This window comes from Rhizobium sp. BT-226 (assembly GCF_025847085.2).
In the GTDB taxonomy this organism is placed as follows: domain Bacteria; phylum Pseudomonadota; class Alphaproteobacteria; order Rhizobiales; family Rhizobiaceae; genus Rhizobium; species Rhizobium sophorae.
In genome coordinates this window covers 441,774-468,296 of the sequence record NZ_JAOYTI010000004.1, presented here as the reverse complement: position 1 = coordinate 468,296, position 26,523 = coordinate 441,774, and the positions used below count along the sequence as shown (strand labels likewise).

29 protein-coding genes and 1 pseudogene are annotated in these 26,523 nt (G+C 61.9%); 14 read left to right on the top strand and 16 right to left on the bottom strand.

Annotation, left to right across the window (positions count from 1 at the left end):
- Positions 1-105: 105 nt before the first annotated feature.
- Entirely contained in the window at positions 106-759 is a 654-nt protein-coding gene (locus OIU37_RS26790) for a hypothetical protein (RefSeq protein ID WP_264259199.1), read from the bottom strand.
- A gap of 206 nt (positions 760-965) precedes the next feature.
- On the opposite strand from OIU37_RS26790, the gene ftsE reads away from it, so the two are divergent.
- From ftsE to OIU37_RS26770, 4 genes are all read left to right on the top strand, one after another.
- Positions 966-1,625 (top strand): cell division ATP-binding protein FtsE, encoded by a 660-nt coding sequence (gene ftsE, locus OIU37_RS26785; protein ID WP_003543317.1) that lies wholly within the window; start codon positions 966-968, stop codon positions 1,623-1,625.
- Positions 1,618-2,631, top strand: coding sequence for an ABC transporter permease (locus tag OIU37_RS26780; protein WP_264259198.1), 1,014 nt, complete (start codon positions 1,618-1,620; stop codon positions 2,629-2,631). The genes ftsE and OIU37_RS26780 overlap by 8 nt, the downstream gene beginning before the upstream one ends.
- Positions 2,632-2,698: 67 nt before the next feature.
- The gene (locus OIU37_RS26775; protein WP_182211774.1) at positions 2,699-3,415 is read left to right on the top strand and encodes a YdcF family protein; all 717 of its coding nucleotides are present in this window, start codon (positions 2,699-2,701) and stop codon (positions 3,413-3,415) included.
- A gap of 87 nt (positions 3,416-3,502) precedes the next feature.
- Complete coding sequence (locus OIU37_RS26770) at positions 3,503-4,300, top strand: 1-acyl-sn-glycerol-3-phosphate acyltransferase (RefSeq protein ID WP_264259197.1); 798 nt, start codon at positions 3,503-3,505, stop codon at positions 4,298-4,300.
- Positions 4,301-4,302: 2 nt separating this feature from the next.
- On the opposite strand, the gene OIU37_RS26765 is transcribed toward OIU37_RS26770, so the two are convergent.
- Complete coding sequence (locus OIU37_RS26765) at positions 4,303-4,833, bottom strand: gamma-glutamylcyclotransferase (RefSeq protein ID WP_171604683.1); 531 nt, start codon at positions 4,831-4,833, stop codon at positions 4,303-4,305.
- 50 nt (positions 4,834-4,883) lie between these two features.
- On the opposite strand from OIU37_RS26765, the gene OIU37_RS26760 reads away from it, so the two are divergent.
- Positions 4,884-5,900: a DUF2125 domain-containing protein gene (locus OIU37_RS26760; RefSeq protein ID WP_264259196.1), complete on the top strand. Its 1,017-nt coding sequence runs from the start codon at positions 4,884-4,886 to the stop codon at positions 5,898-5,900.
- Between the two features lie 104 nt (positions 5,901-6,004).
- Here the strand turns inward: OIU37_RS26760 and OIU37_RS26755 are convergent, their stop codons facing one another.
- From OIU37_RS26755 to OIU37_RS26740, 4 genes are all read right to left on the bottom strand, one after another.
- Entirely contained in the window at positions 6,005-6,424 is a 420-nt protein-coding gene (locus OIU37_RS26755; RefSeq protein ID WP_264259195.1) for a GNAT family N-acetyltransferase, read from the bottom strand.
- An 8-nt stretch (positions 6,425-6,432) separates the two neighbouring features.
- Positions 6,433-7,356: a prephenate/arogenate dehydrogenase family protein gene (locus OIU37_RS26750; protein ID WP_180696415.1), complete on the bottom strand. Its 924-nt coding sequence runs from the start codon at positions 7,354-7,356 to the stop codon at positions 6,433-6,435.
- Positions 7,353-8,450, bottom strand: a complete 1,098-nt coding sequence (gene hisC, locus OIU37_RS26745) for a histidinol-phosphate transaminase (protein WP_184501367.1) — start codon at positions 8,448-8,450, stop codon at positions 7,353-7,355. The genes OIU37_RS26750 and hisC overlap by 4 nt, the downstream gene beginning before the upstream one ends.
- A 127-nt stretch (positions 8,451-8,577) precedes the next feature.
- Positions 8,578-9,354 carry a class I SAM-dependent methyltransferase gene (locus OIU37_RS26740; protein ID WP_264259194.1) on the bottom strand — a complete coding sequence of 259 codons (777 nt, stop codon included), beginning with the start codon at positions 9,352-9,354 and terminating at the stop codon, positions 8,578-8,580.
- Between the two features lie 53 nt (positions 9,355-9,407).
- Between OIU37_RS26740 and gloB the strand changes: the two genes are divergently transcribed.
- Together gloB and OIU37_RS26730 are read left to right on the top strand one after the other, a co-directional pair.
- Complete coding sequence (gene gloB, locus OIU37_RS26735; protein ID WP_264259193.1) at positions 9,408-10,178, top strand: hydroxyacylglutathione hydrolase; 771 nt, start codon at positions 9,408-9,410, stop codon at positions 10,176-10,178.
- Entirely contained in the window at positions 10,178-10,600 is a 423-nt protein-coding gene (locus OIU37_RS26730) for a cupin domain-containing protein (RefSeq protein WP_168313450.1), read from the top strand. Before gloB ends, OIU37_RS26730 begins: the two co-directional genes overlap by 1 nt.
- Before the next feature lie 120 nt (positions 10,601-10,720).
- Here the strand turns inward: OIU37_RS26730 and OIU37_RS26725 are convergent, their stop codons facing one another.
- Complete coding sequence (locus tag OIU37_RS26725) at positions 10,721-11,611, bottom strand: DMT family transporter (protein WP_264259192.1); 891 nt, start codon at positions 11,609-11,611, stop codon at positions 10,721-10,723.
- 30 nt (positions 11,612-11,641) lie between these two features.
- Positions 11,642-12,424 carry a DUF3108 domain-containing protein gene (locus OIU37_RS26720; RefSeq protein ID WP_264259191.1) on the bottom strand — a complete coding sequence of 261 codons (783 nt, stop codon included), beginning with the start codon at positions 12,422-12,424 and terminating at the stop codon, positions 11,642-11,644.
- Between the two features lie 242 nt (positions 12,425-12,666).
- Between OIU37_RS26720 and rpmB the strand changes: the two genes are divergently transcribed.
- Together rpmB and OIU37_RS26710 are read left to right on the top strand one after the other, a co-directional pair.
- Positions 12,667-12,963 (top strand): 50S ribosomal protein L28, encoded by a 297-nt coding sequence (rpmB, locus tag OIU37_RS26715; protein WP_018243798.1) that lies wholly within the window; start codon positions 12,667-12,669, stop codon positions 12,961-12,963.
- Positions 12,964-13,074: 111 nt separating this feature from the next.
- On the top strand, positions 13,075-13,710 hold the full coding sequence (locus OIU37_RS26710; protein ID WP_264259190.1) for a VUT family protein: 636 nt from the start codon (positions 13,075-13,077) through the stop codon (positions 13,708-13,710).
- A 6-nt stretch (positions 13,711-13,716) separates the two neighbouring features.
- Here OIU37_RS26710 and OIU37_RS26705 read toward each other — a convergent pair.
- The 5 genes and pseudogenes from OIU37_RS26705 to OIU37_RS26685 all read right to left on the bottom strand — a co-directional run bounded on the left by OIU37_RS26705 (position 13,717) and on the right by OIU37_RS26685 (position 19,224).
- Positions 13,717-14,272 (bottom strand): annotated as a pseudogene (locus OIU37_RS26705) (adenylate kinase).
- 81 nt (positions 14,273-14,353) lie between these two features.
- Positions 14,354-15,376, bottom strand: a complete 1,023-nt coding sequence (locus OIU37_RS26700; protein WP_182211759.1) for an esterase-like activity of phytase family protein — start codon at positions 15,374-15,376, stop codon at positions 14,354-14,356.
- 13 nt (positions 15,377-15,389) lie between these two features.
- Complete coding sequence (gene cobT / locus OIU37_RS26695) at positions 15,390-17,291, bottom strand: cobaltochelatase subunit CobT (RefSeq protein WP_264259189.1); 1,902 nt, start codon at positions 17,289-17,291, stop codon at positions 15,390-15,392.
- Positions 17,292-17,303: 12 nt separating this feature from the next.
- The gene (gene cobS, locus OIU37_RS26690) at positions 17,304-18,296 is read right to left on the bottom strand and encodes a cobaltochelatase subunit CobS (protein ID WP_064647653.1); all 993 of its coding nucleotides are present in this window, start codon (positions 18,294-18,296) and stop codon (positions 17,304-17,306) included.
- A gap of 310 nt (positions 18,297-18,606) precedes the next feature.
- Complete coding sequence (locus OIU37_RS26685) at positions 18,607-19,224, bottom strand: J domain-containing protein (RefSeq protein WP_018482761.1); 618 nt, start codon at positions 19,222-19,224, stop codon at positions 18,607-18,609.
- Between the two features lie 102 nt (positions 19,225-19,326).
- On the opposite strand from OIU37_RS26685, the gene OIU37_RS26680 reads away from it, so the two are divergent.
- Entirely contained in the window at positions 19,327-19,611 is a 285-nt protein-coding gene (locus OIU37_RS26680; protein ID WP_018243805.1) for a BolA family transcriptional regulator, read from the top strand.
- A gap of 47 nt (positions 19,612-19,658) precedes the next feature.
- Here OIU37_RS26680 and OIU37_RS26675 read toward each other — a convergent pair whose 3' ends face one another.
- Genes OIU37_RS26675 through OIU37_RS26665 form a run of 3 tightly spaced genes read right to left on the bottom strand, consistent with a single transcriptional unit; the run spans position 19,659 to position 22,686 of the window.
- Complete coding sequence (locus OIU37_RS26675) at positions 19,659-20,969, bottom strand: HlyC/CorC family transporter (protein WP_180696424.1); 1,311 nt, start codon at positions 20,967-20,969, stop codon at positions 19,659-19,661.
- A complete protein-coding gene (gene aroB / locus OIU37_RS26670; protein WP_264259188.1) occupies positions 20,969-22,099 on the bottom strand; it encodes a 3-dehydroquinate synthase in 1,131 nt (376 codons plus the stop codon). Before aroB ends, OIU37_RS26675 begins: the two co-directional genes overlap by 1 nt.
- On the bottom strand, positions 22,096-22,686 hold the full coding sequence (locus OIU37_RS26665; protein ID WP_180696426.1) for a shikimate kinase: 591 nt from the start codon (positions 22,684-22,686) through the stop codon (positions 22,096-22,098). The genes aroB and OIU37_RS26665 overlap by 4 nt, the downstream gene beginning before the upstream one ends.
- A 148-nt stretch (positions 22,687-22,834) precedes the next feature.
- Here OIU37_RS26665 and OIU37_RS26660 point away from each other — a divergent pair, with 148 nt between their 5' ends.
- From OIU37_RS26660 to OIU37_RS26645, 4 genes are all read left to right on the top strand, one after another.
- Entirely contained in the window at positions 22,835-23,011 is a 177-nt protein-coding gene (locus OIU37_RS26660; RefSeq protein ID WP_012759201.1) for a hypothetical protein, read from the top strand.
- A 5-nt stretch (positions 23,012-23,016) separates the two neighbouring features.
- Positions 23,017-23,970 (top strand): site-specific tyrosine recombinase XerD, encoded by a 954-nt coding sequence (gene xerD / locus OIU37_RS26655; RefSeq protein WP_171604666.1) that lies wholly within the window; start codon positions 23,017-23,019, stop codon positions 23,968-23,970.
- Between the two features lie 62 nt (positions 23,971-24,032).
- Entirely contained in the window at positions 24,033-24,986 is a 954-nt protein-coding gene (locus OIU37_RS26650) for an acetyl-CoA carboxylase carboxyltransferase subunit alpha (RefSeq protein ID WP_264259187.1), read from the top strand.
- Positions 24,987-25,292: 306 nt separating this feature from the next.
- Positions 25,293-26,519, top strand: a complete 1,227-nt coding sequence (locus OIU37_RS26645; protein WP_171604664.1) for a murein L,D-transpeptidase family protein — start codon at positions 25,293-25,295, stop codon at positions 26,517-26,519.
- Positions 26,520-26,523: the final 4 nt, after the last annotated feature.

Here is a 26,523-nt window from a genome sequence, read left to right as displayed (position 1 = left end):
AGCCGTTAGCACATATGCGAGCCTGAAACAGCCTCGCCTGCCATGAAATTAACGGGATTGGCACGACCTGCGACGCAAAAATCGGCAATCCATGTCGTGTTACGTCTATGGCAGGAAGGAAAGCCGGACCTCCGGCATTTTTCCGCCGGCATGCTGGACGCGAGCCGAGAAGCCACGGCTCTGGCCGCCATAGATCACATCGGCGGGCGGGTTGATGACGATGCTTGCGGTCAGCCGTTCGTCGGTCACGAGATCGGCACGGATCGGATGCACCGTCTGCGTCGTGCCGCTCTCGTTTTCGATGATGCCGTTGATGACGAGTACCCGCATGCCGTTCGCATCACGCGGCGTCACCGTGACATGGGTGAAGTGCAGCGATGCGCCGGAAGCGGCTCGCTCGCCGGAAAGGCCGGAAAAACCACCTGTTAGCCCGAAGACGAGCACGGTGAGCGCCAGTACCAGCGCTGCGAAGCTCCGCGTCGACGCGCGCTGAAGCCAGGATTCCACGGTCTGCAGAACAGAAGCAGCCATTGCCGACATGAACGGCTTCGGTGCGGCGTTTGCGGCAGCCATGCGGTTGCGATTGTCGTTATAAGTCCTTGCACTGAATTCCCTGGGCCGCACTTTGCCGAGGGTGACGAATTCGGCGTCGGAGATATCGGCAGGACGCGCCGAGCGGTACCGACGGTTGGCGGGTTCCGGCGGCAGGAAATCATAGGTCTGGCCCGGAGTCCGGCGACTGAAGGAGGATGCTTCCATGATGGCTGCCTCGCAGATGTCCACATGGTTTCGCTGCCAGGGGAAATCTTGGCATTGAAACGAATCCTGCTCAGTCGTAAATTTTAATGGTTAATGCTTCGCAAAGATCGCCATCAAACGGGCGTCTTTCCAGCAAAATTTACCGGCTGTTAACGGTGTTGGTTAACAAGTCGTGCGGTGAAACCCACAACAGACTGAGCTGCCCGTTGATCCATTTCGAGAATGTCGGTTTGCGCTATGGCATGGGCCCGGAAATCCTCCGGGACCTGACCTTCGACATTCCGAAGAAATCCTTTCAGTTCCTGACCGGCCCATCGGGCGCCGGCAAGACGTCGCTGCTGCGGATGCTTTTCATGTCGCTGCAGCCGACGCGCGGCCTAATCCGCATGTTCGGGCGCGATATTTCTGAAATCCCCCGCCCCGAACTGCCGCTTCTGCGCCGCCGCGTCGGCATCGTCTTCCAGGATTTCCGCCTCCTCGACCATCTCACCACCTATGAGAATGTCGCTTTGCCCTTACGGGTACGTGGCAAGGATGAGAGCTCCTACAAGACCGACGTCCTGGAACTTTTGAAATGGGTCGGCCTCGGCGAACGCATCAACGTGCTGCCGCCTGTACTCTCCGGCGGCGAGAAGCAGCGCGCCGCAATCGCCCGTGCGCTGATGGACCGGCCGGAAGTGCTGCTGGCCGACGAGCCGACCGGCAATGTCGACCCGCCGATGGCCAAGCGCCTGCTCAACCTTTTCCTCGAGCTGAACCGCCTCGGCACGGCGGTCGTGATCGCCACGCATGACCTGGCGTTGATGGAGCAGGTGGAGGCTCGCCGCATGATCCTCTCAGAGGGGCATCTCGATATTTATGACTGAGCCCCCGTCCAGACCCCCCGAGAAGGCGTCTGCCAAGACCCAGCAGAAGCGGCCGGAATTGCGCGTGCGTCCGACCGCGCCGATCCTGCCGCCTTCCAACATCCAGGGCAGCGCCTTGATGGTGGTGATATCGATCATGGCCTTTCTCGCCTGCCTGACGCTCGGCGGCGTCAGCATGGTGCGGTCGACCGCGGCAAGCTGGGAGAGCCAGATCTCGCGCGAGATCACCATCCAGATCAAGCCGGACGACAATCTCGACATGGAAAAGGCGCTGATCCAGGCGCGCGACCTGGCGCTGACCTTCGTCGGCACCAAGAGCGGCCAGATCGTCGACGAGGCGGCGACCGCTCGCCTGCTCGAACCCTGGCTCGGCCCCGGTCTCGATCTCAAGGATCTGCCCGTTCCTCGCCTCGTCATCATCACCATCGACGAGAGCAATCCTCCGGATTTCGATTCGATGCGGGCGCTGCTGAAGGACAGTATTCCGCAGGCGACCCTCGACGATCACCGCACCTGGGTCGACCGGCTGGTGTCCATGGCGCACACGACTGTGATGATCGGCACCGGCATCCTGCTCCTGGTTTTCACGGCGATGGTACTCACCGTCGTCTTCGCCACGCGCGGCGCGCTGTCGGGCAATCGGCACGTCGTCGAAGTGCTGCATTTCGTCGGCGCCGAAAGCTCCTTCGTCGCCACCGAATTCCAGAAGCATTTCTTGAAGATCAGCCTCAAGGGCTCGGCGATCGGCAGCGCGCTTGCCGCCCTCTTCTTCGCCACCGCCGGTTTCTGGCAGAGCCGTACCCTCGCCACCCCCGAAACGGACCAGGCGACCGCGCTCTTCGGCACCTTCTCCGTCGGCGTGCTCGGTTATGCCGGCATCTTCGCTACGATGATCGTCATCGCGCTCCTGACCACCTTTACCGCCCGGCTGACCGTCATGCGGACGATCTACGAAATCGATACGCTACGCTCGGACCCGACACGCACCGACGGCATCGGAAGTTGATCGTGACCGTGCCGTTTTGCCATGAAAGCGTCTGTTCTGCGCCGCAATCAGCGTATAATCACGATTCATGACGATGGGACACACGACACCCAACCCGATTCATCAGGACCCGGAGCTTGATCGCCCGGCAGCTTTGTCGCCGCGGCGCGGGCCGATCCGCCGCCTGCTGCGCTGGGGCGGCTTTGCCTGCTTGCTGGCAATCGCCTTGGTGTTCGGAGGTTTTCTGCGTTTCGCCGATTCCGTGACGACGCTGAAGCCCCCGGCTGAACCGAAGGCGGATGCCATCGTGGTGCTGACGGGTGGTTACCAGCGCATCGACCAGGCCGTGGAGCTGCTGCAGAAGGGTGCCGGCAAGCGCTTGCTCATTTCCGGCGCCCACCCGACGACGACGCCGGCACAGATCCGCAAGATGACGCAGGGTTCGGCCGATCTCTTCTCCTGCTGTGTCGATATCGGTTACGATGCGATCGATACGATCGGCAATGCCGAGGAAGCTTCGAACTGGATCCACGCCAAGGGATACCGCAGCGTTCTGATCGTCACCAACAACTACCACATGCCGCGAAGCCTCGCCGAGCTCTCCTATGTCGATCCCGACATCGAGTTCATCGCTTATCCCGTGGTCAATTCGGATTTGAAGAGCCGCAACTGGTTCACCGACCCGAATGCGATGCGCGTCATGCTGGCCGAATATGTGAAAGTGCTGCTGACCGGCGCCCGCAACATCACCGGCTTCGGCCGCCACACCGGGCTGCGCTCGGCAGGCGTATCCGCCTCAGACTGAGCTTTTACATCAAGGCAGCATCAAACGCTTTTTATGATCGGCAATATCGTGTAGGCCGGTCGCGTGAGCATGCCTCGGGAAAGTTTCATGATCGCCCTGCGTTCCGTTCTCTTCAACACGATCTTCTACGCCAACCTCATCATCCGGATGATCGTGCTCTCGCCCTACTATTTCGTCGTGCCGCGCAAGATCGCCTATGCGATCCCGAAGAACTGGGCGCGCTCCAACCACTGGCTGATGCGGGTGATCGTCGGCACCACCTTCGAGATCGAGGGCCTGGAGAACCTGCCTGACGGCAGTTACATCCTGGCGCCGAAGCATCAGTCCTTCTGGGATACCTACGCACTGCTGCCCTGGCTGAAAGATCCGGTCTACATCCTGAAGCGCGAACTGATGTGGATTCCGCTTTTCGGCTGGTATGCGAAGAAACAGCGCATGATCCCGGTCGATCGCGGCGCCCGCGGCAAGGTGATGGTGGAAGTGCTGAAACGCACGAAGGAAGAGCTGTCGACCGGCCGCCAGCTCATCATCTATCCCGAGGGCACCCGCCGCCCGCCGGGCGCAGAGCCGCTCTATAAATACGGCATAGCCCGCATGTACCGCGACCTTAGCCTCCCCGTCGTGCCGGTCGCCATGCATCCCGGCCTCTTCTGGCCGCGGCGGAGCATTCGTCGTTATCCCGGCCATTTTAAGGTGAGGATCCTACCGCCGATCATGCCGGGAATGGATCCGGACGCCTTTTTCGCCCATCTGATCGAGGTATCGGAGCGGGCAAGCGACGAGCTTCTGCTCGAAACCGTCGCGCAAAATCCGCATCTGCCGCTCCCGCCGACGGCGGTCGACAGACTGGGCGAGCTGCGCAAATTGAACGCGGCAACTGGCTGAGATCAGGCGGCGCGCAGCCGCTCCACTTCGTTGACGACCTGCTCCAGCCAATGGTCGCGAATGCCCATCTGCTTCAGATGCGTCAGCGTGTTGAAGACATAGGCGTCATTCGGACCAGACTGGCCTTTTGCTTCGTTCACCACCCGCGCCGCCGCAAGCGCATCCAGTGCGCCGGCATATTGTTCATGCTCGCGGTCGATGATGTAGGCGACCGCCTCGACCCGGCGCCGGCCGGCAAGCTGCAACCGCACCCGGCGCTCCAGATAGACGTTGGTGACCAGCTCGCGGGCGCGGAGATAATCGATCACTTCATCCCATTTTTCCGGCGCAATACGGAAAGCCATGCCGCGGCAGGCGCCACCCCTGTCGAGGCCGAGAACCAGGCCCGGATTGTCGCGGGTGCCGCGATGGACAAAGGAGCGGACGCAGAGCGAACGCCTGTAGCCGTAGACCAGGGCCTCTGCCCGCTCCATGAACTCGAAGCCCGGATTCCACATCAGCGAACCGTAGCCAAATACCCAAAATTCGTCCATATCGCACGCCAGACCGGAATCACATTTGCGATTCACCATTGGAGAACATCATGGCAGCGTCAAGCCGATCCGGCAGCAGCCAATCCGGCAGCGGCAAGAAATTCTGGTTGCTGGGTGGAGGCGTCCTCCTGGCGATCGCGCTTTATACCGGCGGCTGGTTCTATGCGGCGTCGGCGTTGAAGACCACGGTGCTGAAGGCGATCGCGCCGCGCGACCAGGCAGGCGTCAGCGGTGAATGCTCCGATATCGAATTCCGTGGCTATCCCTTCCGTATCGGTCTGTTTTGCTCGAAGATCGACGTCGACGACAATGTCAACGGCGTCTCCGCCACCTTCGGCGCGCTGCGCTCGGCAGCCCAGGTCTATGCGCCCGGCAATATCGTCTGGGAACTCGATTCGCCGGCCGAAATCCGCACCAGCAACGGCCTTTCGATCTCGGCCCAGTGGACGAACCTGCAGGCGAGTCTTGCAACCAGGCTGCAGGGCATCGACCGCAGCTCGACCGTCATCGAGGGTCTGAAGGCGATGGCCTTCTCCTCCTACACCGGCCAGACCATGAGCTTCGATGCCGCTCGCACCGAAATCCATCTGCGCCAGAACGGTGCCGATCTCGACGGCGCGATCTCCGTGCAGGACGCCAATACGGCGATCAAGGACTGGCCGCAGATCTTCCCGAAATTGTCGGCGAGCATCGATCTGACCGTCGCCGGCAAGGCCGGCCTGATCGACGGAAGCGACCGGAACGGCCTCAATGGCGCCACCGGCGACCTGCGCCGCATCGTCGCCGACATCGGCGACGGCAAGGTGATGACGCTCACCGGCCCCTTCTCCTTCGACGAACAAGGCTTCCTCTCGGGAAAATTCAAGCTGGAGATCGAACAGCTCGGCCCCTGGGGCGACAGCCTGAAACAGGCATTTCCGGATATCGCATCGACCGTCAACACCGCGACGAAGCTCTTGAAGGCGCTTGCCGGCGGCGGCGACAAGGTCTCCGTCGATCTCGTCGTCGATCGCGGCAATGCCACCGTCAGCGGTTTCATCCCACTCGGCCGGATTCCGCCGATCTGATGCATCTCGCCCAAAAGTGTGCAGCGGTTTTGGGATAGGGGGATGCACAGGAAATAGGAACAGGCCTGAGCGCGTCGCATGATTACGGCTCGACGCGAGGCGCTTCAGGCAATTCGCTTGATGAAGAAGACTTCCGGGACCGATTGCAGGCCGGGCAGCTCGATCGCGCCGGTTTCGGAAAATCCGTTGCGGCGATGCCAGTCCTGAGGCCGGCTTTCATCGCATTCGCTCGACGTCATCAGCAGGCGGGCGCCATCGCCGCGCATGGCGTCTTCCCAGGCAAGAAACAGCGCCGTTCCAACGCCCGACCGGCGGTGTCCGGGCAGGACGCGGATCATTTCCATATAGGGAACCCTGCCCCAGAAGCGGGAGAAGCGGAGGAAACCGACAATCTCGCCGGCCTCCCTGGCAACCAGATATTCGCCGAGCGCGACACAGCGCGATACCCATGCCGCACCGGCACTGGCATCCTCGCGCACCAGCCAGTCGATATCTGCCTGGCCGGCGTTTGCCACCTCCACCATCGCGGCGGCTACTTCTTGTCCAGAGCGTGGCGGCCGAAATCCGGCGCGTCGACATCCTGGCCAGCCTGGACGATCGAACGGCGGATGGCGCGTGTGCGGGTGAAGAGTTCGAAAATCTTGTCGCCTTCGCCCCAGCGGATGGCGCGCTGCAGATAGGCGAGATCCTCCGAAAAGCGCGCCAGCATTTCGAGGATCGCATCGCGGTTGTGGAGGCAGACGTCGCGCCACATGGTCGGGTCGGAGGCAGCAAGGCGCGTGAAATCGCGAAAGCCGGAGGCGGAATATTTGATGACTTCAGATTCCGTCACCGTTTCCAGATCGTCGGCCGTGCCGACGATATTGTAGGCGATGATATGCGGCAGGTGCGAGACGATGGCGAGCACCTTGTCGTGATGCTCGGCATCCATCTCGTCGACCTTCGAGCCCAGCGCTTCCCAGAAGCTGCGCAGCCGCTTGAGCGCCGCCTCATCGGTGCCGGCGACCGGCGTGAAGATGCACCAGCGGCCTTCGAAGAGGCCGGGAAAGCCGGCATCCGGGCCGGATTTTTCGGTGCCGGCCAACGGATGGCCGGGGATGAAATGCACATTATCAGGCATATGCGGCAGCATCTGCGCAATGACAGAAGCCTTTGTCGAACCGACATCGGTGACGATGGCCCCGGGCTTCAGGTTTCCCGAGATCTCCTTCGCCACGCTTTCAGAAGCGCCGACCGGCACCGAGACGATCACCAGATCGGCATCCGTGACGGCATCCTGCGACGACGTCGTATAGCGATCGCCGAGGCCGAGTTCTTCGGCGCGCTTCAACGTATCGGGGCTGCGCGTAGCGACGACGATCTCCCTTGCAAGACCAAGCCGCCTGATGTCATAGGCGAGCGAAGAGCCGATCAGGCCGATGCCGATCAGCGCGATACGATCGAACTGCACGCTCATCGCTGATGACCCATGAATTCGGTGAGCGCGGCAATCACGCCGCGATTGGCCTCCTCGGGGCCGATGCTCATGCGCAGCGCATTGGCGAAGCCATAACCGCGCACGGCCCGCAGGATGTAGCCGCGGCTCGTCAGCAAATCGTCGGCATCCGCGGCGCGCTTGCCGTCGATCTCCGGGAAATGGATGAGGACGAAATTGGCAACGGACGGCGTCACCTTCAGCCCGATCGCTTCGAGCGCCTGGGTTAGTGTCTCCACCCACATCTGGTTGAAGGAGACGGCCTGCTGGATGAAGGCCTGGTCGCGGATGGCAGCGGCGGCGGCGGCGATTGCCGGTGCGTTCAAGTTGAACGGCGCGCGCACGCGATTCAATGCGTCGACGATCTCGGCCGGCGCATACATCCAGCCGACGCGTAGCGCCGCAAGACCGTAGGCCTTCGAGAAGGTGCGGGTCATCACCACATTGGCATTGGAGGACACGACCTCGATGCCGGCTTCATAATCGTTGCGGCGCACATATTCGGCGTAAGCCGCATCGAGCACCAGGACGACATGTTTCGGCAGTCCGGCCTGCAGGCGGCGGATCTCGCTGACGGAAACATAGGTGCCGGTCGGATTGCCGGGATTGGCGATGAAGACGATCTTCGTCTTCTCCGTCACCGCCGCAAGAATGGCATCGACATCGACGGTATAGTCCTTCTCCTTGACGACGACAGGCGTGGCGCCTGCGCCCAGGATCTGGATCTTGTAGACGAGGAAGCCGTGCTCGGTGATGATGCCCTCGTCGCCAGCGCCGAGATAGACATGGCAGAGCAGGCCGAGCAGCTCGTCCGAACCGTTGCCGCAGAGGATGTTTGCCGGATTGAGGCCGTGCACGGCAGCGATCGCCTCGCGCAGTTCGATCGCCTGCCCGTCAGGATAACGCCCCAGATTGTCGGCAACCGTCTTGAAGGCCTCGATTGCCTTCGGGCTGGCGCCGAGCGGCGTTTCGTTGGACGAGAGCTTGTAGACACGGGCAACACCCGGCGCATGTTCCTTGCCCGGCACATAGGCTGCGATATCGAGAATACCGGGACGCGGAACGGGTTTGCTCATCTCAACGCTCATGGTTCGACCTTGGAATTGCCGGTAAATCCGGGCTGAAAAACACCAAGTGGCATTAAAGCGGAATGCGATTGTTGTCGAGAGCTATGGGCGTGACACAAGACCACCGCGAGCGACGTCATCTACTACGTGTGGTCGGCACGCCGTGCGGTGCGAGAACCGGCACGAAGACGCGGCGGGAGGCCCGCGCCGCAACCGGCAGCCCCTGATAGAGCCGCTTCTGCGCTTCGACGATGATGACGCCCGAGAAGGCCGGCCAAAGCGTTCGGCCGATCCGCTCGAAGGCGCGCCGCAGGCGCAGGATGGTCCTGAGCTTCGAGGGCGGGAAGAACAGCGCTTCAGCCGTCGCGCCCGGCGTGAAATTCGTCTCGCGCAGCAGATTTGTCAGCTGACCGCGGGAATAGGGCCGGCCCGAACCGAAGGGCGTATGCTCCATGCGTGCCCAGACGCCGCGCCGGTTCGGCACGACGATGACCAGCCGTCCGCCCGGCGCCAGCACCCGCCAGAGCTCCTTCAGCGTCTCGCGCGGGCTTTCGGCAAATTCCAGCGAATGCACCATCAGCACCCGGTCGATCGACGAATCCGGCAGCGGCAGTTCCTCGTCGAAGACAAGCGCCGTCGTCGAAAGCGAGCCCATCGGCCAGTTCACCGCGCCCTGCCCGGCCGGCATGAAGGCGAAGGTGCGCTCGGTATCGGCCTGGAAGCGATCGAGGAAGGGCACGGCATAACCGATACCGACCAGGCGCTCCTGCGGCAGCCGCACCCAGAGCGAGGACAGCGCCATGGCGATCGACTGCTCGGCAAGACGTCCGAGCTCGGAATGATAGAACTGGCGTAAGTCGACGATATCGGCGTGCATCGCGACAAATGTTATCAGCGGGCGGTTGGACTTCAAGGCCGGAACCTCTACATTTCCGCGAGACTCCTGGGATAAGGGATTATTGAACGATGAAACCTTTGGAATTAGACGTTTTTCTCTGCCGCACCGACAATTTCGGCGTTCTCGTGCACGATCCGGAGACAGGCTTTACCGCGGCGATCGATGCGCCGGAGGAGGCGCCGATCCTGGAGGCGGCGACACGTCGCGGCTGGAAAATCACCCATATCTTCACCACGCATCATCACACCGACCATGTCACGGCCAACCTGGCGCTGAAGGAACAGTTCGGCTGCGAGATCATCGGCCCGATCAACGAGGCCATTGCCATTCCCGGTCTCGATCGGACGATGGCCGATAGCGACAGCTTCCTTTTTGGCGACCACACGGTCAACGTCATCGAGACGCCCGGCCACACCGCAGGCCACATCTGCTATCACTTCGTCGATGACAAACTGCTGTTTGCCGCCGACACGCTGTTTGCGCTCGGCTGCGGCCGGCTGTTCGAACGCCCGGCCGCCGATATGTGGCATTCCCTGCAGAAACTCGCCGTGCTGCCCGATGAGACCGCCATCTATTTCGGCCATGAATACACATTGTCCAATGCCCGCTTCGCGCTGACCGTCGATCCCGACAATGAGCGACTGAAGAACCGCGCCGCCGAGATCGAGGCCTTGCGCGCCGACGGCAAATTCACCATCCCGACGACGCTGGGGCTAGAAAAGGAAACCAACCCGTTTCTGCGCGCCGCCGATCCGGCGATCCGCCGCAATCTGCTGATGGAAGGCAAGACCAACGAGGAAGTCTTTGCCGAGATCCGCAAGCGCAAGGACCATTTCTGATGTCGCCTGAGGACATCATCCGCGAACTCGGCATGCAGCCGCATCCCGAAGGTGGCTGGTACGTGCAGACATTCCGCGATACCGCGGGCGGAGAACGCGGCCACTCGACAGCGATCTATTATCTGCTGGCCAGGGGGCAGCGTTCGCACTGGCATCGTGTCCATGATGCGGCGGAGGTCTGGCATTATTACGCCGGCGCGCCGCTCTCGCTGCATCGGTCGGAAGACGGAACGGCAAGCGAGACCCTGACGCTCGGAACGAATCTTCCTGCCGGCGAACGGCCGCAGGCAATCATTCCCGCCAATTGGTGGCAATCGGCCGAAACCCTCGGCGATTTCACCCTGGTCGGCTGCACCGTCTCGCCCGGCTTCGAATTTTCGAGCTTCGAGATGGCGCCGCCCGGTTGGAAGCCCGGCGGTTAGAGCATGAAGCCGAAAAGTGTGAGCGGTTTTCGGGCGACATCATCCTCCAACTATCTAATTTAGAACAGGATTCAGATTTTAGGCCGACCGGGCCCAAAAATCTGAATCCTGTTCTAAGGCCTATGCTGCAGCCGCAGGCTGCGCAGGAGTTTTGCGGCGAAACATGTCCTGAGCGGCGAGCACCGCCCCGCCGGTGACGAGCAGGCAGGCGAGAGCAATGCGCCAGCTCGGCTCGGCAAATCCGAACAGCACCAGAATAAGCGTCGAAAGCAGAGGTGCTGCATAACTTGCCGCGCCGAGAATTTGGATATCGCCGTTCTTGACGCCGTAATCCCACGCGTAGAAGGCAGCACCGACCGGAAAGAGCCCGAGCCCGGCGACGGCGACCCATTCGAAAACCGTTTCCGGCCAGACGGTCGTCTCAAGGCCGAGATGGCAGAAGAGCGACAGCATGGAGGTTGCAAGGCAGAAGCCGGTGACGACATCCGTGGAGACGGCGTCGAAACGCCGCGTCAGCAGCGAATAGCCGGACCATGTGAAGGCGCAGAGAAAAGCAGCGCCGTAACCAATGGCATAGGCGCCGTCGAAATCGATGCCGTTGCGGCTAACGATCAGGAAGGTGCCGCAAAGCCCGGCAAGCGCACCTGCCACATGATACCAGCGCAGCCGTTCGCCGGGCAGCAGCGCCGAACCGACGACGATCAGCAGCGGCCAGAGATAGGCGATCAGCCCCGCCTCCACCGCCGGCGCGTTCCGGAGCGCGGTAAAATAGAGGAAGTGATAACCGAACAGCCCCATAATGCCGGTTATCCAGACCTTGGCCGGCTGCTTCAGCAGCGCCAGCCGCGAGGGATCGAGGGTCAGCACGACGAGGCCGGGAATGCTGCCGATCGCAAAGCAGACGGCCGAAAGCTGGAACGGCGGCATCTTGCCGGAAGCGGCCGTGAACAACGCCAGGAACGACCACATCAGAATGGCCGTAAAACCGATCAACGTCGCGCGAAGCTTCACCTGTCCCCTTTCACGGAGGCAGAAGCCCCGTCAGCTGTTGCTGCCGTATTTGACGGCAGTGATCGTCACCATTCCATATTCGGTTGGAATGCGCACATAGACAGGAGCGTATACATTTGCCGCGTCCGACTTGGCAAACCAGATTTCCATGCGGTGGCTCTTGCTGAGATAGTCGATGTCCTTGCGGCCTTTCTTGTAGCCCGAGCGCGGCACGAAGCGCACGCTGCAGACGGTCGCCTTGCCCTTGAAGCCATTGGTGGAGAAATCCTCGTCGCCCTTCGGCGACAGCACCAGATCCATGCGTGTCTCGCCGTCGAAGATCGGCAGCGTCTGCGAGCAGACCTTGGTATCGCCGGTGAAGACCAGACCGGAGATCGGGTCGAGCACCGAGCGCATGTCGCGCGGCGTGACGTCGATCCAGTTCTTCGGACGCTTCGGCATCGGTGTCGTCGTCGCCGAAATGATGTTGCCGTTGCGGTAGCTGACCTCGTAGACGCGGGCCTTCCTCTTGCCGCTCTTGTAGTAGAGCGAATATTTCAACGCCTGCAGCCTGTTCTTGCGCACGACCCCGGTGACACTGGTCTTGGCCGAAATCGTCGTGACGAGATCGGCAAGACCGGCAGAATTGATGTCGCCGGCGATCTTGTAGCTGTGATCGTCCTCGATCTGCGTCAGGAACGCGGCACGCGCGATCGGCAGGCCGGCGAGCGCCACCCGGTATTCCGTCCGATGCAGGATTTCGGCCGCCGATGCCGGTATGGCAAGAAGTGCGGCGATGGCCGAAATGAAAATCCGTCTGCCCGAATGAGCCATGGAAAAAAGCCTTGTCTTGCTGCGCGCCGGCAGGCCTTGCTGAGCGCTCTATACTCCTGCCGTGAAGGGAAGAAAACAGCAGCTTTTTGACAGAATTGCGGGAAAGGCCAAGGTTTGGCTTGACGCGAGCAGCCTGTCTGACTATAGAACCGCAACTTTCCAATCATGCCCGTTGGATTGCGCGCCTGGCTTTGCCGGGAGTGGCAATTCGATGGCCCGAGAAAAACAAGAATAGGTGTTCCATGTCCCGCGTGTGCGAATTGACCGGCAAGGCCGTCCTGACTGGTAACAATGTCAGCCATGCCAACAACAAGACCAAGCGCCGGTTCCTGCCGAACCTGTGCCAGGTAACGCTGATTTCCGACGCTCTCAACCAGCGTTATCGTCTTCGCGTTTCGGCTGCCGCTCTTCGCTCCGTCGAGCATCGTGGCGGCCTCGATGCCTTCCTGCTGAAGGCCAGCGAAAACGAACTGTCGATGCGCGCGCGCCTGCTGCGCCGTCAGATTGCCAAGAAGACCGCTGAAGCCGCTGCTGCGTAAGCTTCTGCCCTTCTTTCATACGGCTTCAAAAGGCTTGAACGGATAATACCGACAAGCCTTTTGCTTTGCCGGTTTGCTCCTCCAACTGGTGGCATCACCCAGGATAAAAAAATGCTGAAGAACCGCTATACCATTGCCTATGTCGCGCTGATGACGCTCGTCGTCGTCGCCTCCAACTTCCTCGTCCAGTTTCCCCTGAACGCCGAAGTCGCCGGCATCAACCTTGCCGACATCCTGACCTGGGGCGCTTTCTCCTATCCGATCGCCTTCCTGATCACCGATCTGACCAACCGCCAGTTCGGCCCGCAGGCAGCGCGCAAGGTTGTCTTTGCCGGCTTCGTCGTCGGCGTGACGCTATCCTTCTTCACCTCGGTGCCGCGCATCGCCATCGCCTCCGGCTCGGCCTATCTCGCCGGCCAGCTGCTCGATATCGCCGTCTTCAACCGCCTTCGCCGCCAGGCCTGGTGGCGCGCGCCGCTGGTCGGTTCGCTGATCGGCTCGGCGCTCGATACGGTGATGTTCTTCTCGCTGTCCTTCGCCGCGTTCTTCGTCTTCCTCGGCCCGAACGACCCCTTTGCGCTGGAAGCAGCCCCCATCCTCGGCGTTTTCGTCACCGAGGCTCCGCGCTGGATTTCCTGGGCGATCGGCGATTTCGCCGTGAAGATGATCGTCGGCCTCGTCATGCTGCTGCCTTATGGCGCGCTGATGAATGTGCTGCGGCCGATGCAGGCGGCTCGCGTCAGCTAATTGAAGCTACGGACGCCGCCGGACCGCGCCGGCGGCGATGGCTGGATGCAGCAGCACCTCTGCCGTCAGATCATCGATATCACGCGATGAATCGAGCCGCAGCACCGGCGCCGTCTGTGTTTCCAGCCATTGCTCATGTGCCGCAAGGCTGCGGCGTTCGGGACCGGCCGTATCGTAGCTGGCCGCCCATTCCAGGAATTCCCCGCTCTTTACGGCCATGTCGCCGCCGGGCCTGATTCTGTTTCCGTATCGGGCAAGCTCCCGCGCAAGGATGCGCGCCATTCTAAGCTCCGGGTCTATCCTGAGGAACACGATCAGATCGTAGAGCGGCTCAATCGGCCTCCCCCCATTTGAGCGCCGATCCGGAAAGTAGCCAGCCTTCGTGCCGCGCCACCTCATCGAGGAGCAGCCCCATGCGCTCGTCGGCTTCCCTCGGCGTCGTGAACGGCAACCAGAAGAAATCGTCGGTGTCGAGATGGGCGATATCGAGCTTTTCGGCGAGCGCACGGCCGAGCGATGTCGTGCCGGAACCGGACGCGCCCATGACATGGATATGCACCATGATTTTCCTCCGATAGCTGCTTTAGAACAAAGGCTCAAGCCGGCCGGCTGCGGTTCAATCCGATAGCCAAAGCTTGTGACATCAGTCTGACGCAGCCTGCTTCACACTGTCGGAAAGCCGGAATTCCAGCATCAGATTGCGCTGCAGGATCGAATGATTGTCGTCCGATACCAGGATGATATGGGTCATGCCGTCGGCGGCCTGGAAAGCATCGAGCCCTTCCATATTGTCGATCTGCGAGTTGAAATTGCCTTCCAGCAGCAATTCGCCGTCAACGACGGCGCCGGGCCTGATGTCGGCGCCCTTGATGCGCCGAAGGCGCATGCCGATGCCTTCGGCCATGTTGAAGCGGCGCTCCAGCAGCAGCAGGTCGCCGTCCGGCAGGAAGGCGCCGTCGGTGATGTCGAAGCTGCCGTCCCGCTTGACCGAGAAACGCCCTTTCAGCGGCCCGCTGAGAATGGCCGCCAGCCGATTGCCGTCACTGTCGAGACCGCGTTCCGAGACGACGACTACGCCGCCCCGCAGCGGGCTTGATGCCGGCGCCACGGTGATGGTTTCGATGCCGCGGTTGTCGTCCAGCATCTTCCGCGGGATGAGGATCGGCAAAGTGGCGATCGCTCCCGAGTCGGCAAAGCCGGGATCGGGATAGACATCGACGCGATGAGCCTGCTCGAAGGAGACCAGGATCCGGTCGCCGTCAAGCGCCAGGCCTTCGGCATCCATATGTCCCTTGCCTTCGAAGCTCACCCCGGCGCCGTTCTTCATCGGCGTGATCTCGACATCCGAAAGGCCGGAAAGCCTGCCCTTGACGTCGCGCTCGATGCTGCCGGTCAGCCACTGGCCGGTATCGAGCACGACGACGAAATGTTTTTGGTCCGGCCGGAAACGGATGGAGGAGAGCGAGCCGAATAGCGCTCTGCTGGAGACCATCTCCAGCCCGCCGAGAAATTCCAGCGATCCGAATTGCGTCTCTGAAGAGCCGATCCTGAAATCGGAGATTTGCCGGCTAATGACCGGCACCTCGTCGCCGGCCCATGACGAGGAAGCGCCGGCTGCGATGCAGAGAGCGATCGACGCCGCACGGCAGAGGCGCTTGACCGTCATTCTTCCAGCAGCGTCAGCCGGCACGGCGTATCCGGCCGCCGCGCGGCTGGACGGATTGGTCCTCGAACAGTGAGGCAAGCTGCTCGGTCATCGCACCGGCAAGCTCGTCCGCATCGACGATCGTCACGGCGCGGCGATAGTAGCGCGTCACGTCGTGGCCGATGCCGATCGCCAGCAGTTCGACAGGCGAGCGCGTCTCGATCCGTTCGATGACGGCGCGCAGGTGCCGCTCCAGATAATTGCCCGGATTGACCGACAGCGTCGAATCGTCCACCGGCGCCCCGTCCGAGATCATCATCAGGATGCGGCGCTGCTCGCGGCGCGCGAGCAGGCGATTATGCGCCCAGATCAGCGCCTCGCCGTCGATATTTTCCTTGAGCAGGCCCTCGCGCATCATCAGCCCGAGATTGGCGCGCGCGCGCCGCCACGGCGCGTCGGCCGACTTGTAGATGATATGACGCAGGTCGTTGAGGCGGCCCGGTGTCTGCGGCTTGCCGCCGGCAAGCCAGTTTTCACGCGCCTGCCCGCCCTTCCAGGCTTTGGTCGTAAAGCCCAGGATCTCGACCTTGACGCCGCAGCGCTCCAGCGTGCGGGCGAGAATGTCGGCACAGGTGGCAGCAACCGTGATCGGCCGGCCGCGCATCGAGCCGGAATTGTCGATGAGCAGGGTAACGACGGTATCGCGGAACTGGGTGTCGCGCTCCATCTTGAAGGAGAGCGCCTGCATCGGATCGATGATGATACGCTGCAGCCGGGCCGGATCGAGATAGCCCTCTTCCAGGTCGAAATCCCAGGAGCGGTTCTGCTGCGCCATCAGGCGGCGCTGCAGCCGGTTCGCGAGACGACCGACGGCGCCCTGGAGATGCGCCAGCTGCTTGTCGAGGAAGGTGCGCAGGCGCTCCAGCTCGGCGGCGTCGCAAAGTTCCTCGGCGGTGATGATCTCGTCGAACTCTTCGGTAAAGACGTGATAATCGACCTTCTCGTTGAAATCGGCAAAAGGCGTGTTCGGCCGGCGGGTCTCGCCCGGCGTTTCCGAATCGTCCTCACCCTCTTCCATCATGTCGTCGTCGGAGATTTCGGCGCCTTCGGTCTCGCCGTCCTCCATCTGCTCGTCGGCGACCTCGCTGTCCTCGACGGGGGCGGCATCGGTGCCGGCATCCTCGTCAACCTCGTCCTGGTCCTGTTCGTCGCCGCTCGGCTGGTCTTCCTGCTCCGACTGGTCGTCATTGTCGGCGTCGCTGTCATCGTCGCCGTATTCCTCGGCCATTTCCATGGCCGACAGCATGTTGCGGATGACCTTGGCGAAGGCCTGCTGGTCGTTGATCGCGTTCGACAGGTTGTCCAGTTCGGACCCTGCCTTGTCCTCGATGAAACTGCGCCAAAGGTCGAGCACCTTGCCGGCGGAGGCCGGCGGGCGCTGGCCGGTCAGCTTCTCGCGCACCATCATCGCAACCGCTTCGCCGACCGGTGCGTCTTCCTGGCGCTCGATGCCGGTGAAATTCGCCTTGGAATATTTCTCTTCCGTCATGGAGCGCAGGTTCGACGCCATGCCCTCCATGCGCAGCGCGCCGATCGATTCGACGCGCGCCTGCTCGACCACATCGAAGATCGCCCGGGCATCCGAGCCCTGCGGCGCCATCGTCGCATGCACCTTCTCGTCATGGCAGGCAAGCCGCAGCGCCATCGAATCGCCAAGGCCGCGAGTGACCGCCAGCTCATGCGCCGTCGGCCGCTTGGAAAGTTCCGGCAGCCGAATGCGCTCGCCGGTCATCCCCGGCCGTTCATTGGCGAAGGTCACCTCGACATCGCCGTCGCCGGCGATCGAGCGCACGCAGCCGGTTATCGCCCGGCGCAATGGCTCGACGTCGACGGGCGCACCGGGCTTTGCTTTTGAATTGTCACCGCGAGCTGCCATGATCGGTCGGTCTCAAGCTCCGAGAACGATATTGGCGGCACTTTCCTTCAGCTCGACGCCGAAGGCACGCTGATAGTGCTCGGCGACCAGCGGGCGTTCCAACTCGTCGCACTTGTTGAGGAAGGTGACGCGGAAGGCAAAGGCAAGGTCGCCGAAGATTTCAGCATTCTCGGCCCAGGTGATGACGGTACGCGGGCTCATCACGGTCGAGAGATCGCCGTTCATGAAGGCAGCGCGCGTCAGGTCGGCGACGCGCACCATCTTCGAAACCGTCTCGCGGCCGTTCTTGTCACTGCCGAAGCTCTTCACCTTGGCGGCGACGATATTCACTTCGTGATCATGCGGCAGGTAGTTCAGTGTGGTGACGATCGACCAGCGGTCCATCTGCGCCTGGTTGATCTGCTGCGTGCCGTGATAGAGGCCGGTGGTGTCGCCGAGGCCGATCGTATTTGCGGTCGCAAACAGGCGGAAGGCCGGGTGCGGCCGAATGACGCGGCTCTGGTCGAGCAGCGTCAGGCGGCCGGAGGATTCGAGCACGCGCTGGATGACGAACATCACATCAGGACGGCCGGCATCATATTCGTCGAAGACGAGCGCGACATTGTGCTGATAGGCCCAGGGCAGGATGCCGTCCTTGAATTCGGTGATCTGCAGCCCGTCCTTGACGACGATCGCATCCTTGCCGACGAGATCGATACGGCTGACATGGCTGTCGAGGTTGATGCGCACGCAAGGCCAGTTGAGCCGCGCCGCCACCTGCTCGATATGCGAGGACTTGCCCGTGCCGTGATAACCGGAGATCATCACGCGGCGGTTATGGGCGAAGCCTGCGAGAATGGCGAGCGTCGTGTCGCGGTCGAACAGGTAGTCGGTATCGAGGTCCGGCACATAAGCGTCGCCCTTGCTGTAGGCGGGAACGCGGATGTCGGAATCGATGCCGAAGGCCTCGCGAACCGAAACGGTGGTATCGGGCAGTTCGGAAATATCAAGGTCGATCTTGCTCATCATGTCTCCAAGGCGGGTGATGCCACCCGGCCATACTGTCTCAGGCCATGTCGCAACCGTGACGCCGCGTTTTTTATTCCGCGCCCGTCCAGGTCGGAACGTCGGCGATGCTTCTCCGGGACTGAAACGAAACCTCGGCGGGATAATGACCGCGTGCGAGCATTCTTGAAAGAGTCCCGGACAAGAAACGCCGCGTCCGGAAGGTCGGCGGAGGCGATGTCGGGAAAACGCACAAATATGAGCCGCGTTTGCCTGCGGCCTCAGCCGATTTGGACCATACCCGATTGAAGCCCAAGAGCAAGGACGGGAATTAACAAAAACCGTTCTGCTTCAACAATTGATAGGCCTGGATGACGGCGCGGAAACGCTCCTCCGAGCCGCGGTCGCCGCCATTGGCATCCGGATGGTGTTTCTTCACCAGTTCCTTGTAGCGGCTCTTGATCTCCGCCGACGTCGCATTGGCGTCGAGGCCCATCGTTTCGAAGGCCTTGCTTTCCAGAGATTTCAGCTTGCGCGCCTGCGGAAAACGCGGCCCGCTGCCCTTACCGCCTTCCTTGACGAAGCCGAAGGGATCGCGAACGCGGGTATAGGCGCCGGAGCGGATCTCCGAATGCAGCGGACTGTCCTTCGCCGCCTTGTTGACGCCGACCGTCCATGTCGGCCGATGGCCGGTAATCGCCTCTTTCTGGTAACGCGCGATCTCGCCGTCCGAAAGACCGGAGAAATAATTGTAGCCCTTGTTGTATTCCTTGACGTGCTCGAAGCAGAACAAGAAGAACTGGCCTTCCGCATTGCGGCCGACGGGAGCGCGATGCGCCCCCTTCTTGTCGCACCCGTCCCATTGACAGGTAGGCGGCGCCTGCTCTGTCTCCGGCTCGCGTTTGCGGCGTGTACGGATGCGATCGAAATATTTGGAATCAAGTCTCATGACGGCGCTAATTATGGGGCTGTCGCGAAGCGACAACAAGAATTGACAAACGGGAATGTTGCAGGCTTGGTAGGTACCCTTTTCGCGAACCAGCAAGACCGGATGATGACCCTGCGAACCCGCATCGAAGAAAAACTTGTCGAAGCCTTCGCGCCCGAACGCGTAAGCGTCATCGACGAAAGCCATCTGCATGCCGGCCACCAACCTGATATCACCGGCACCGGCGAAACCCATATGCGAGTGAGGATCGTTTCCGGAAAATTCGCCGGCATGTCGCGGCTGGCGCGCCACCGGGCAATCACCGACCTGTTGAAACCGGAGCTCGATGCCGGCCTGCATGCGCTGGCTGTCGAACCGGCAGCACCCGGCGAACCGACCCGCTGGTAGCGGCACGCAACCCATATGGGCATTGGCCGTCTAAGATCCAAGCAAAATCAGGCTGGCTTTGCGCCGTCTTCCCCGGCCGGACGGATGCGCAGCTTGGTGATGCGGTTCTTCTCCCGCTTCATGACGATGAAACGCTTGCCGTAGAAGGTGAAGGCCTGTCGCTCTTCCGGGATGGTCATCGATTCGTGGATGACGAGGCCGGCGATCGTCGTCGCCTCCTCATCGGGCAGGTTCCAGTCGAGCGCTCGGTTCAGGTCGCGGATCGGCACACCGCCGTCGACGACGACGGAACCGTCGGCCTCCTGGCGCACGCCCTGTATCTCGATATCGTGCTCGTCGGAAATGTCGCCGACGATTTCCTCGAGAATATCCTCCAGCGTGACGATGCCCTGCACCTCGCCATATTCGTCGACGACGACGGCGAAATGCTGCTTGCGCCGCAGGAAGGCGTTGAGCTGGTCCTCGAGGTTGGTGCTGTCGGGCACGAACCACGGCTTCTGCGCGATCTTCACGATATCGAGGTTCTGCGGCTCCATGTTGGGTTCGGCAAGCGCGCGCAGCAGATCCTTGGCGTGGACGACGCCGATGATGTTGTCGATCGTGCCGCGCCACAACGGCATGCGCGTATAGGGGCTTTCGAGGATGACGCGTACCACGGCTTCCGGCGGATCGTCGGCGTTGATCGCCCGCATCGCGGTGCGGTGGACCATGATGTCGGACAGTTCCAGCTCACCGAGATCGAGTACGCCGCCGAGCCGGTCCCGGTCGGCCTTCACCACCGATCCCTCGCGGTGCAAGAGGTCGACGGCGCCGCGCAGCTCCTCATGTGCCGTCAGCATCGACATCTCCCGCGAGAGGTTGATGCCGAACAACGAAAGGATCCGGCGCACGATCGCGTTGACGAAAGAGGAAACCGGGCCGACGACGAGGACGAAAAGCCTGGCTGGAAATGCGACGGCGAGCGCGAAGCGCTCAGGCCTAGAAATCGCCCAGCTCTTCGGCAGCACTTCCGCGAAGATGACCAGGATAACAGTCATGGCCAGCGTCGCCAGCGCCACGCCGGAACTGCCGAACAGCCCGAGGAAGAGGCTGGTGGCGATCGAAGAGGACAGAATGTTGGCGAGATTGTTGCCGATGAGCAGTGCGCCGATCAGCCGGTCGCGTCGCTCGATCAACTGCCGGACGAGGCCGGCACGTTCGTCGCCGTTGACCTCGAGCGTATGGATACGGCTGCGTGAAACGGCGGTCAACGCAGTCTCGGAGCCGGAAAAGAAGGCGGACATGAGCACCAGCGCCGTGATCGAAAGGATCTCCGGCCAGTATGTCGAAAGAAATGCCAGAGCGCCTTCGACCGACATCAGGGATGTTTTTCCCGGAGAAAGCTGATCACTTCGGACGCCGGAACGTCGTCGGCGACGAAGGACTGGCCGATGCCGCGTGTCAGGATGAAGGTGAGCTTGCCGCTCTTGACCTTCTTGTCCTGCGCGATCGCGTCCATCAGCGATTCCGCCGGCGGCAGGTCGCCCGGAATCTCGGACATGCGGGTCGGCAGGCCGACCTCCTTCAGATGCCGCTCGACGCGGCGCGCATCGTAGGGACTTGCGAGGTTCATTCGTGCGGAGAATTCGTGCGCCAGCACCATACCGATCGAAACGCCCTCGCCATGCACGAGGCGGGAACTGTCATAGGCGGTCGCCGCTTCCAGCGCGTGGCCGAAGGTATGGCCGAGATTGAGCAGCGCCCGCTGGCCATTTTCACGCTCGTCGGCAACGACGACATCGGCCTTCGCCTGGCAACTGGTGGCGATCGCCTCGATGCGCGCGGAGCCGCCTGCAAAAACCGACTTCCAGTTCGCTTCCAGCCAGGCGAAGAAATGCGGCTTGTCGATCAGTCCGTATTTGGCGACTTCGGCGTAACCTGCGCGGAATTCGCGCTCGCTCAGCGAATTCAGCACATCCGTGTCGGCCAGAACCAGGTCCGGCTGATGGAAGACGCCGATCAGATTCTTGCCGTGGCGGGAATTGATGCCGGTCTTGCCGCCGACGGAGGAATCGACCTGCGACAGCAGCGAGGTCGGCACCTGGACGAAGCGCACGCCGCGACGGACGATGCCGGCCGCAAATCCGGAAAGATCGCCGATGACGCCGCCACCGAGCGCGATGACGTAATCATTCCGCTCGACGCGCGCCTCAAGCACCTTGTCGCAGGCCGTCATCAGATGTTCGAAGCTCTTGGTCTTCTCGCCGGCCGGCAGGACGACCTCAGCCGAGGCGATACCCGCTTCATCCAGACTTGCGACGAGGGCCTTGAGATAGAGCGGAGCGACATTTTCGTCGGTGACAATAGCCGCCTTGCGGCCCTTGAGGCGGGTGGCGATCTCGGCGCCGGCCCGCGCAATCAACCCCGGCCCGATCAGGATGTCGTAGGCGCGCTCGCCGAGCGGCACATGCACCGTTCGGATGGCGGAGGCGGAGGTTATCGCATTCATGACGCTGCACTTTCCTTCTGAGCTTCGATCACGGCCTGTAAGACCTCGTCGGCCATGATTTCCTTGCGCACGTCGCGCGAGAGCACGGTGAGATCGGCCTGCGCATAGATCGGATAACGCGCATTCATCAGGCCCTCGAGCGTCTGCTTCGGATTTTCGGTCTTGAGCAACGGCCGCGTATCGCGCTTCGCAACCCGGTCCCAGAGCACGTCGAGATCGGCCTTGAGCCAGACGGAAAGGCCGCCCTTCTTGATATGCTTGCGCGTCCGGTCGTTGATGAAGGCGCCGCCTCCGGTGGAGACGACACGCGGCCCGCTCTTCAGCAGCCGCTTGATCACCCGCGCTTCCAGCGCCCGGAACTCCTGCTCGCCATAGGCGGCGAAAAGCTCGGCGATCGTCATGCGCGAAACCCGCTCGATCTCGAGATCGCTGTCGATGAAGGGAATGGCGAGCTGGCTGGCGACGATGCGCCCGACGGAGGATTTGCCGGCGCCCATCAGGCCGACAAGGATCAGATTGCGTGAACCGAGCGCGGCGCGAGCTCTGTCTTTCAAGCTGTCAGCAACGGTCAGCAGTTGTTCACTCATCGGTCCATTCACACTTTGTTTGCAAACGGTATCGACAAATGCAGGTGGAGCGTCAAGTCGCAGGCAAGGGAATCATGGCTTGAATACCGCTTCTTGCACTTGCAGATAGGCTTCTTATAACAGAAGCAGAGCATGAAGGAGTTGCTGGATGCCGACCCTGTTCCGTTTCCTGTTCGTCTGCGCGATCCTCGCCGGGACGGTCTACGGAGCGATGCTGGCGCTTGTGACCTTCGTGGAGCCGCAGCAGCGCGACGTGACGATCCGCATTCCGTCCGAGCGGGTCAATCCGCCCGCCACGGGCGCCATCGACACGACCAGGAAGTGACCGGCATGGTGGATCTCGGCCGCGTCCACGTGGAATCCTTCCTGGAGATGATGAGCGCCGAGCGCGGTGCTGCCGCCAATACGCTGCAATCCTATGAGCGCGATCTCGACGACGTCCGCTCCTTCCTGACGGAGCGCAGCATACGGCTCACCGAAGCCGCCTCCGCCGATCTCGCCGCCTATCTCTCCTCGCTCGCCCGAAAGGGCTTCAAACCCTCGTCCCAGGCGCGCCGGCTTGCCGCCATGCGGCAATTCTACAAGTTCCTCTATGCCGAGGGTCTGAGGACCGACGACCCCACAGGCATACTCGACGCGCCGAAGAAGGGCCGTCCGCTGCCGAAAACGATGGGCGTCGAAGAGGTCGGCAGGCTGCTTTCGCAGGCAGTGGCCGAGGCGGAAGATGCGGCTCCCGGCCAGCTGCAGCGCCTGCGCATGCTGGCGCTCCTGGAACTGCTCTATGCCACCGGAATGCGGGTCAGTGAACTTGTCTCGCTTCCCGCCCGCGTGCTCGATCAGGAAGGCCGTTTCCTGATGATCCGCGGCAAAGGCAACAAGGAACGGCTGGTGCCGCTGTCGCATTCGGCAATATCGGCGCTCAAATCCTACGGGCGCCTGCTGGCGGCGGAAAATGCAGCAGTGAAGGAGCCACAGGAAAGCCCATGGCTCTTTCCCGCTGCCTCGAAGGAGGGCTATCTGCCGCGCCAGGTTTTCGCCCGCGACCTCAAGAACCTGGCGATCCGCGCCGGCCTGACGCCGTCGCTGATCTCGCCGCATGTCATGCGCCACGCCTTTGCCAGCCACCTGCTTGCCAACGGCGCCGATCTGCGCGTCGTACAGGAACTCCTCGGCCATTCGGACATTTCGACCACACAGATCTACACGCATGTCCTCGAAGAGAGGCTGCAGCAGCTTGTCCAGACGCATCACCCCCTTGCCAAACAGGCGAAAAAGCACGAATAGGACCGGCGACATGGGGCGGAGCCAGGAAAACGCCCCGGGCACAAGGAACGGAAACGCACCTCATGCACAATTATCTCGACTTCGAAAAGCCGATCTCCGACCTCGAAGGCAAGATCATCGAGCTGAAGAAGCTCGCAACGGAAGACGAGAGCATCGACACTAGCGATGAGATCGGCCGGCTGGAGGTTCGCGTCCGCGAGGCGATCGTCGAAATCTATTCCAAGCTCAATCCCTGGCAGAAGACGCAGGTCGCCCGCCATCCGCAGCGCCCGCATTTCGCCGATTACGCCAAGACGCTGTTCCAGGAATTCACGCCGCTCGCCGGCGACCGCAAATTTTCCGAGGATGCCGCGATCCAGGCGGGCCTTGCCCGTTTCCGCGGCCAGCCCGTCGCCGTCATCGGCCAGGAAAAGGGCAACGACACCAAGAGCCGCCTGAAGCATAATTTCGGCAGCCCCCGCCCGGAAGGCTACCGCAAGGCGATCCGCATTCTTGAAATGGCCGATCGTTTCGGCCTGCCGGTGATTTCGCTGGTGGATACGGCAGGCGCCTATCCTGGCGTCGGCGCCGAAGAGCGCGGCCAGGCCGAGGCGATCGCCCGCTCGACGGAAATGTGTCTCGGCGTCAAGGTTCCGCTGGTCTCCGTCGTCATCGGCGAAGGCGGCTCGGGCGGCGCCATCGCCATCGCCACCGGCAACAAGGTCTATATGCTCGAGCATTCGATCTACAGCGTCATCTCGCCGGAAGGGGCCGCCTCCATCCTCTGGCGCGATTCCACCCGCGCCCGGGAAGCGGCGACCAACATGAAGATCACTGCCGAGGACCTGAAATCGCTCGGCGTTATCGACGGCATCATTTCCGAGCCGCTCGGCGGCGCGCATCGCGATCCCGACAGCGTGATAGCGGCAACCGGTGACGTGATCGCCAATGCTCTGGCCGAAATGGCACCTCGCTCCGGCGAGCAGCTGCGCAATGACCGCCGCCAGAAATTCCTCGCCATGGGCCGCAATCTCTAGAGCATGATGCCGAAAAGTGTGAGCGGTTTTCGGATGACATCATGCTCTATTTCTTTGATTTAGATCCGGATGTTTTAGGCCGATCCGGCCTAAAACATCCGGATCTGGGCGCAACATTCGGCTCATCGCCGATTGGGGCCAAATCTTGGCCACATTGATGTTATCTGTAGCATTCGCGCTTGCGGGGATGTTCCAAGCACGTCATAGGCTGGTAAGGACTTGTAAAGTATAAACCGTCTATGATTCCGTTTGATGCCTGGACTCCATGGGCGGACCGGGTCGCATTATCTTTATGGGCTAGTTGGGATGCGCATACGTCATTTTGCCTATATCTCCCTCATGGCGCTGGCTCTGTCCGGCTGCAATGACGCGTTGGAAACCGCGCAGGTCGATCTTTCCAAGGTCAAGAACAAGGTCGAGCAGCCGCTTCCCAGCCATATCCTCGCTCAGATGTCCGCCAAGGGCATGGACCGCAATTCGCCGATCATGATCCGCATCTTCAAGGAAGAAGGCGCCATGGAGATCTGGAAGGCGAAGACCGATAACCGTTTCGACAAGATCGCCGATTACAAGATCTGTGCCTGGTCCGGCCGTCTCGGCCCGAAGGTAAAGACCGGCGATCGGCAGGCGCCGGAAGGTTTCTACGACCTGACGCGCGCCAACCTGAACCCCAACTCGAAATATTATCTGGCGATCAACACCGGCTTCCCGAACCGCTACGACGCAGCAAACGGCCGCACCGGTTCCGATCTGATGATCCACGGCGCCTGCTCCTCCTCCGGCTGCTATTCGATGACCGACCAGCAGGTGCTGGAGATCTACGCTTTTGCCCGCGACGCTTTCAAGGGCGGCCAGGCGACAGTGCAGCTGCAGGCTTTCCCCTTCCGCATGACCGCGGAAAACATGGTCAAACATCGCCTCGACAGCAATTACGACTTCTGGAAGATGCTGAAGGTCGGCTACGACAATTTCGAAGTGACGAAGCGCCCGCCCGAGGTGAATGTCTGCGAGAAGAAATACGTCTTCAATCAGCAGATAACCGACGGCGGCGCCTTCAATGCCGCCGGCAAGTGCCCTGCTATGTCGACGCCGCCGGCACTGACGGCGGCTCTCGCCTCCTACGGCAAGACCTACGATGCCGACTATGCCAAGGCGATGAGCAAATTTGACGGCATGGCCTGGTACGATCCCACGGAAGCCGAACGCAAGGCCGTGGTCGCCAAGCTGCGCAAGGGCCGCGAACTTGCTTACGCTCCGACCGGCACCTCGCTGGAGGCCGGCCGCATGGTCAAGGTCGCCGAACTCGAAGACCTGATGGCCAAGCGCACCGCGCAGGGCCTCGCCGCCAAGACCGCGCCGGGCGCCACGCCTGCAGCACCTGCCCAGCCGCAGGCAACGGCTGTCGCTGCCGCGACACCTGCGGCCGTGCCGGTGCCGATGCAGAACCCGCTGGCCTTTGCGGCGCCCGAACCGCAGGAAACGGCGGACGCCACGGCAAAGAAGCCGTTCTGGAAATTCTGGGCGAGGAACTGAACGG

What these genes read in the sequence shown, in the direction of transcription:
- OIU37_RS26780 (WP_264259198.1), top strand. Translation starts at nt 1,618, where the DNA reads ATGACTGAGCCCCCGTCCAGACCCCCCGAGAAGGCGTCTGCCAAGACC.
- OIU37_RS26775 (WP_182211774.1), top strand. Translation starts at nt 2,699, where the DNA reads ATGACGATGGGACACACGACACCCAACCCGATTCATCAGGACCCGGAG.
- OIU37_RS26645 (WP_171604664.1), top strand. Translation starts at nt 25,293, where the DNA reads ATGCGCATACGTCATTTTGCCTATATCTCCCTCATGGCGCTGGCTCTG.
- OIU37_RS26650 (WP_264259187.1), top strand. Translation starts at nt 24,033, where the DNA reads ATGCACAATTATCTCGACTTCGAAAAGCCGATCTCCGACCTCGAAGGC.
- OIU37_RS26755 (WP_264259195.1), bottom strand. Translation starts at nt 6,424, where the DNA reads ATGGTGGAGGTGGCAAACGCCGGCCAGGCAGATATCGACTGGCTGGTG.
- gloB (WP_264259193.1), top strand. Translation starts at nt 9,408, where the DNA reads ATGAAACCTTTGGAATTAGACGTTTTTCTCTGCCGCACCGACAATTTC.
- OIU37_RS26730 (WP_168313450.1), top strand. Translation starts at nt 10,178, where the DNA reads ATGTCGCCTGAGGACATCATCCGCGAACTCGGCATGCAGCCGCATCCC.
- OIU37_RS26750 (WP_180696415.1), bottom strand. Translation starts at nt 7,356, where the DNA reads ATGAGCGTGCAGTTCGATCGTATCGCGCTGATCGGCATCGGCCTGATC.
- cobS (WP_064647653.1), bottom strand. Translation starts at nt 18,296, where the DNA reads ATGAGCAAGATCGACCTTGATATTTCCGAACTGCCCGATACCACCGTT.
- OIU37_RS26700 (WP_182211759.1), bottom strand. Translation starts at nt 15,376, where the DNA reads ATGACGGTCAAGCGCCTCTGCCGTGCGGCGTCGATCGCTCTCTGCATC.
- OIU37_RS26720 (WP_264259191.1), bottom strand. Translation starts at nt 12,424, where the DNA reads ATGGCTCATTCGGGCAGACGGATTTTCATTTCGGCCATCGCCGCACTT.
- OIU37_RS26685 (WP_018482761.1), bottom strand. Translation starts at nt 19,224, where the DNA reads ATGAGACTTGATTCCAAATATTTCGATCGCATCCGTACACGCCGCAAA.
- rpmB (WP_018243798.1), top strand. Translation starts at nt 12,667, where the DNA reads ATGTCCCGCGTGTGCGAATTGACCGGCAAGGCCGTCCTGACTGGTAAC.
- OIU37_RS26760 (WP_264259196.1), top strand. Translation starts at nt 4,884, where the DNA reads ATGGCAGCGTCAAGCCGATCCGGCAGCAGCCAATCCGGCAGCGGCAAG.
- OIU37_RS26660 (WP_012759201.1), top strand. Translation starts at nt 22,835, where the DNA reads ATGCCGACCCTGTTCCGTTTCCTGTTCGTCTGCGCGATCCTCGCCGGG.
- OIU37_RS26710 (WP_264259190.1), top strand. Translation starts at nt 13,075, where the DNA reads ATGCTGAAGAACCGCTATACCATTGCCTATGTCGCGCTGATGACGCTC.
- OIU37_RS26665 (WP_180696426.1), bottom strand. Translation starts at nt 22,686, where the DNA reads ATGAGTGAACAACTGCTGACCGTTGCTGACAGCTTGAAAGACAGAGCT.
- OIU37_RS26790 (WP_264259199.1), bottom strand. Translation starts at nt 759, where the DNA reads ATGGAAGCATCCTCCTTCAGTCGCCGGACTCCGGGCCAGACCTATGAT.
- hisC (WP_184501367.1), bottom strand. Translation starts at nt 8,450, where the DNA reads ATGAGCAAACCCGTTCCGCGTCCCGGTATTCTCGATATCGCAGCCTAT.
- OIU37_RS26770 (WP_264259197.1), top strand. Translation starts at nt 3,503, where the DNA reads ATGATCGCCCTGCGTTCCGTTCTCTTCAACACGATCTTCTACGCCAAC.
- cobT (WP_264259189.1), bottom strand. Translation starts at nt 17,291, where the DNA reads ATGGCAGCTCGCGGTGACAATTCAAAAGCAAAGCCCGGTGCGCCCGTC.
- OIU37_RS26680 (WP_018243805.1), top strand. Translation starts at nt 19,327, where the DNA reads ATGATGACCCTGCGAACCCGCATCGAAGAAAAACTTGTCGAAGCCTTC.
- xerD (WP_171604666.1), top strand. Translation starts at nt 23,017, where the DNA reads ATGGTGGATCTCGGCCGCGTCCACGTGGAATCCTTCCTGGAGATGATG.
- aroB (WP_264259188.1), bottom strand. Translation starts at nt 22,099, where the DNA reads ATGAATGCGATAACCTCCGCCTCCGCCATCCGAACGGTGCATGTGCCG.
- OIU37_RS26765 (WP_171604683.1), bottom strand. Translation starts at nt 4,833, where the DNA reads ATGGACGAATTTTGGGTATTTGGCTACGGTTCGCTGATGTGGAATCCG.
- OIU37_RS26675 (WP_180696424.1), bottom strand. Translation starts at nt 20,969, where the DNA reads ATGTCGGTCGAAGGCGCTCTGGCATTTCTTTCGACATACTGGCCGGAG.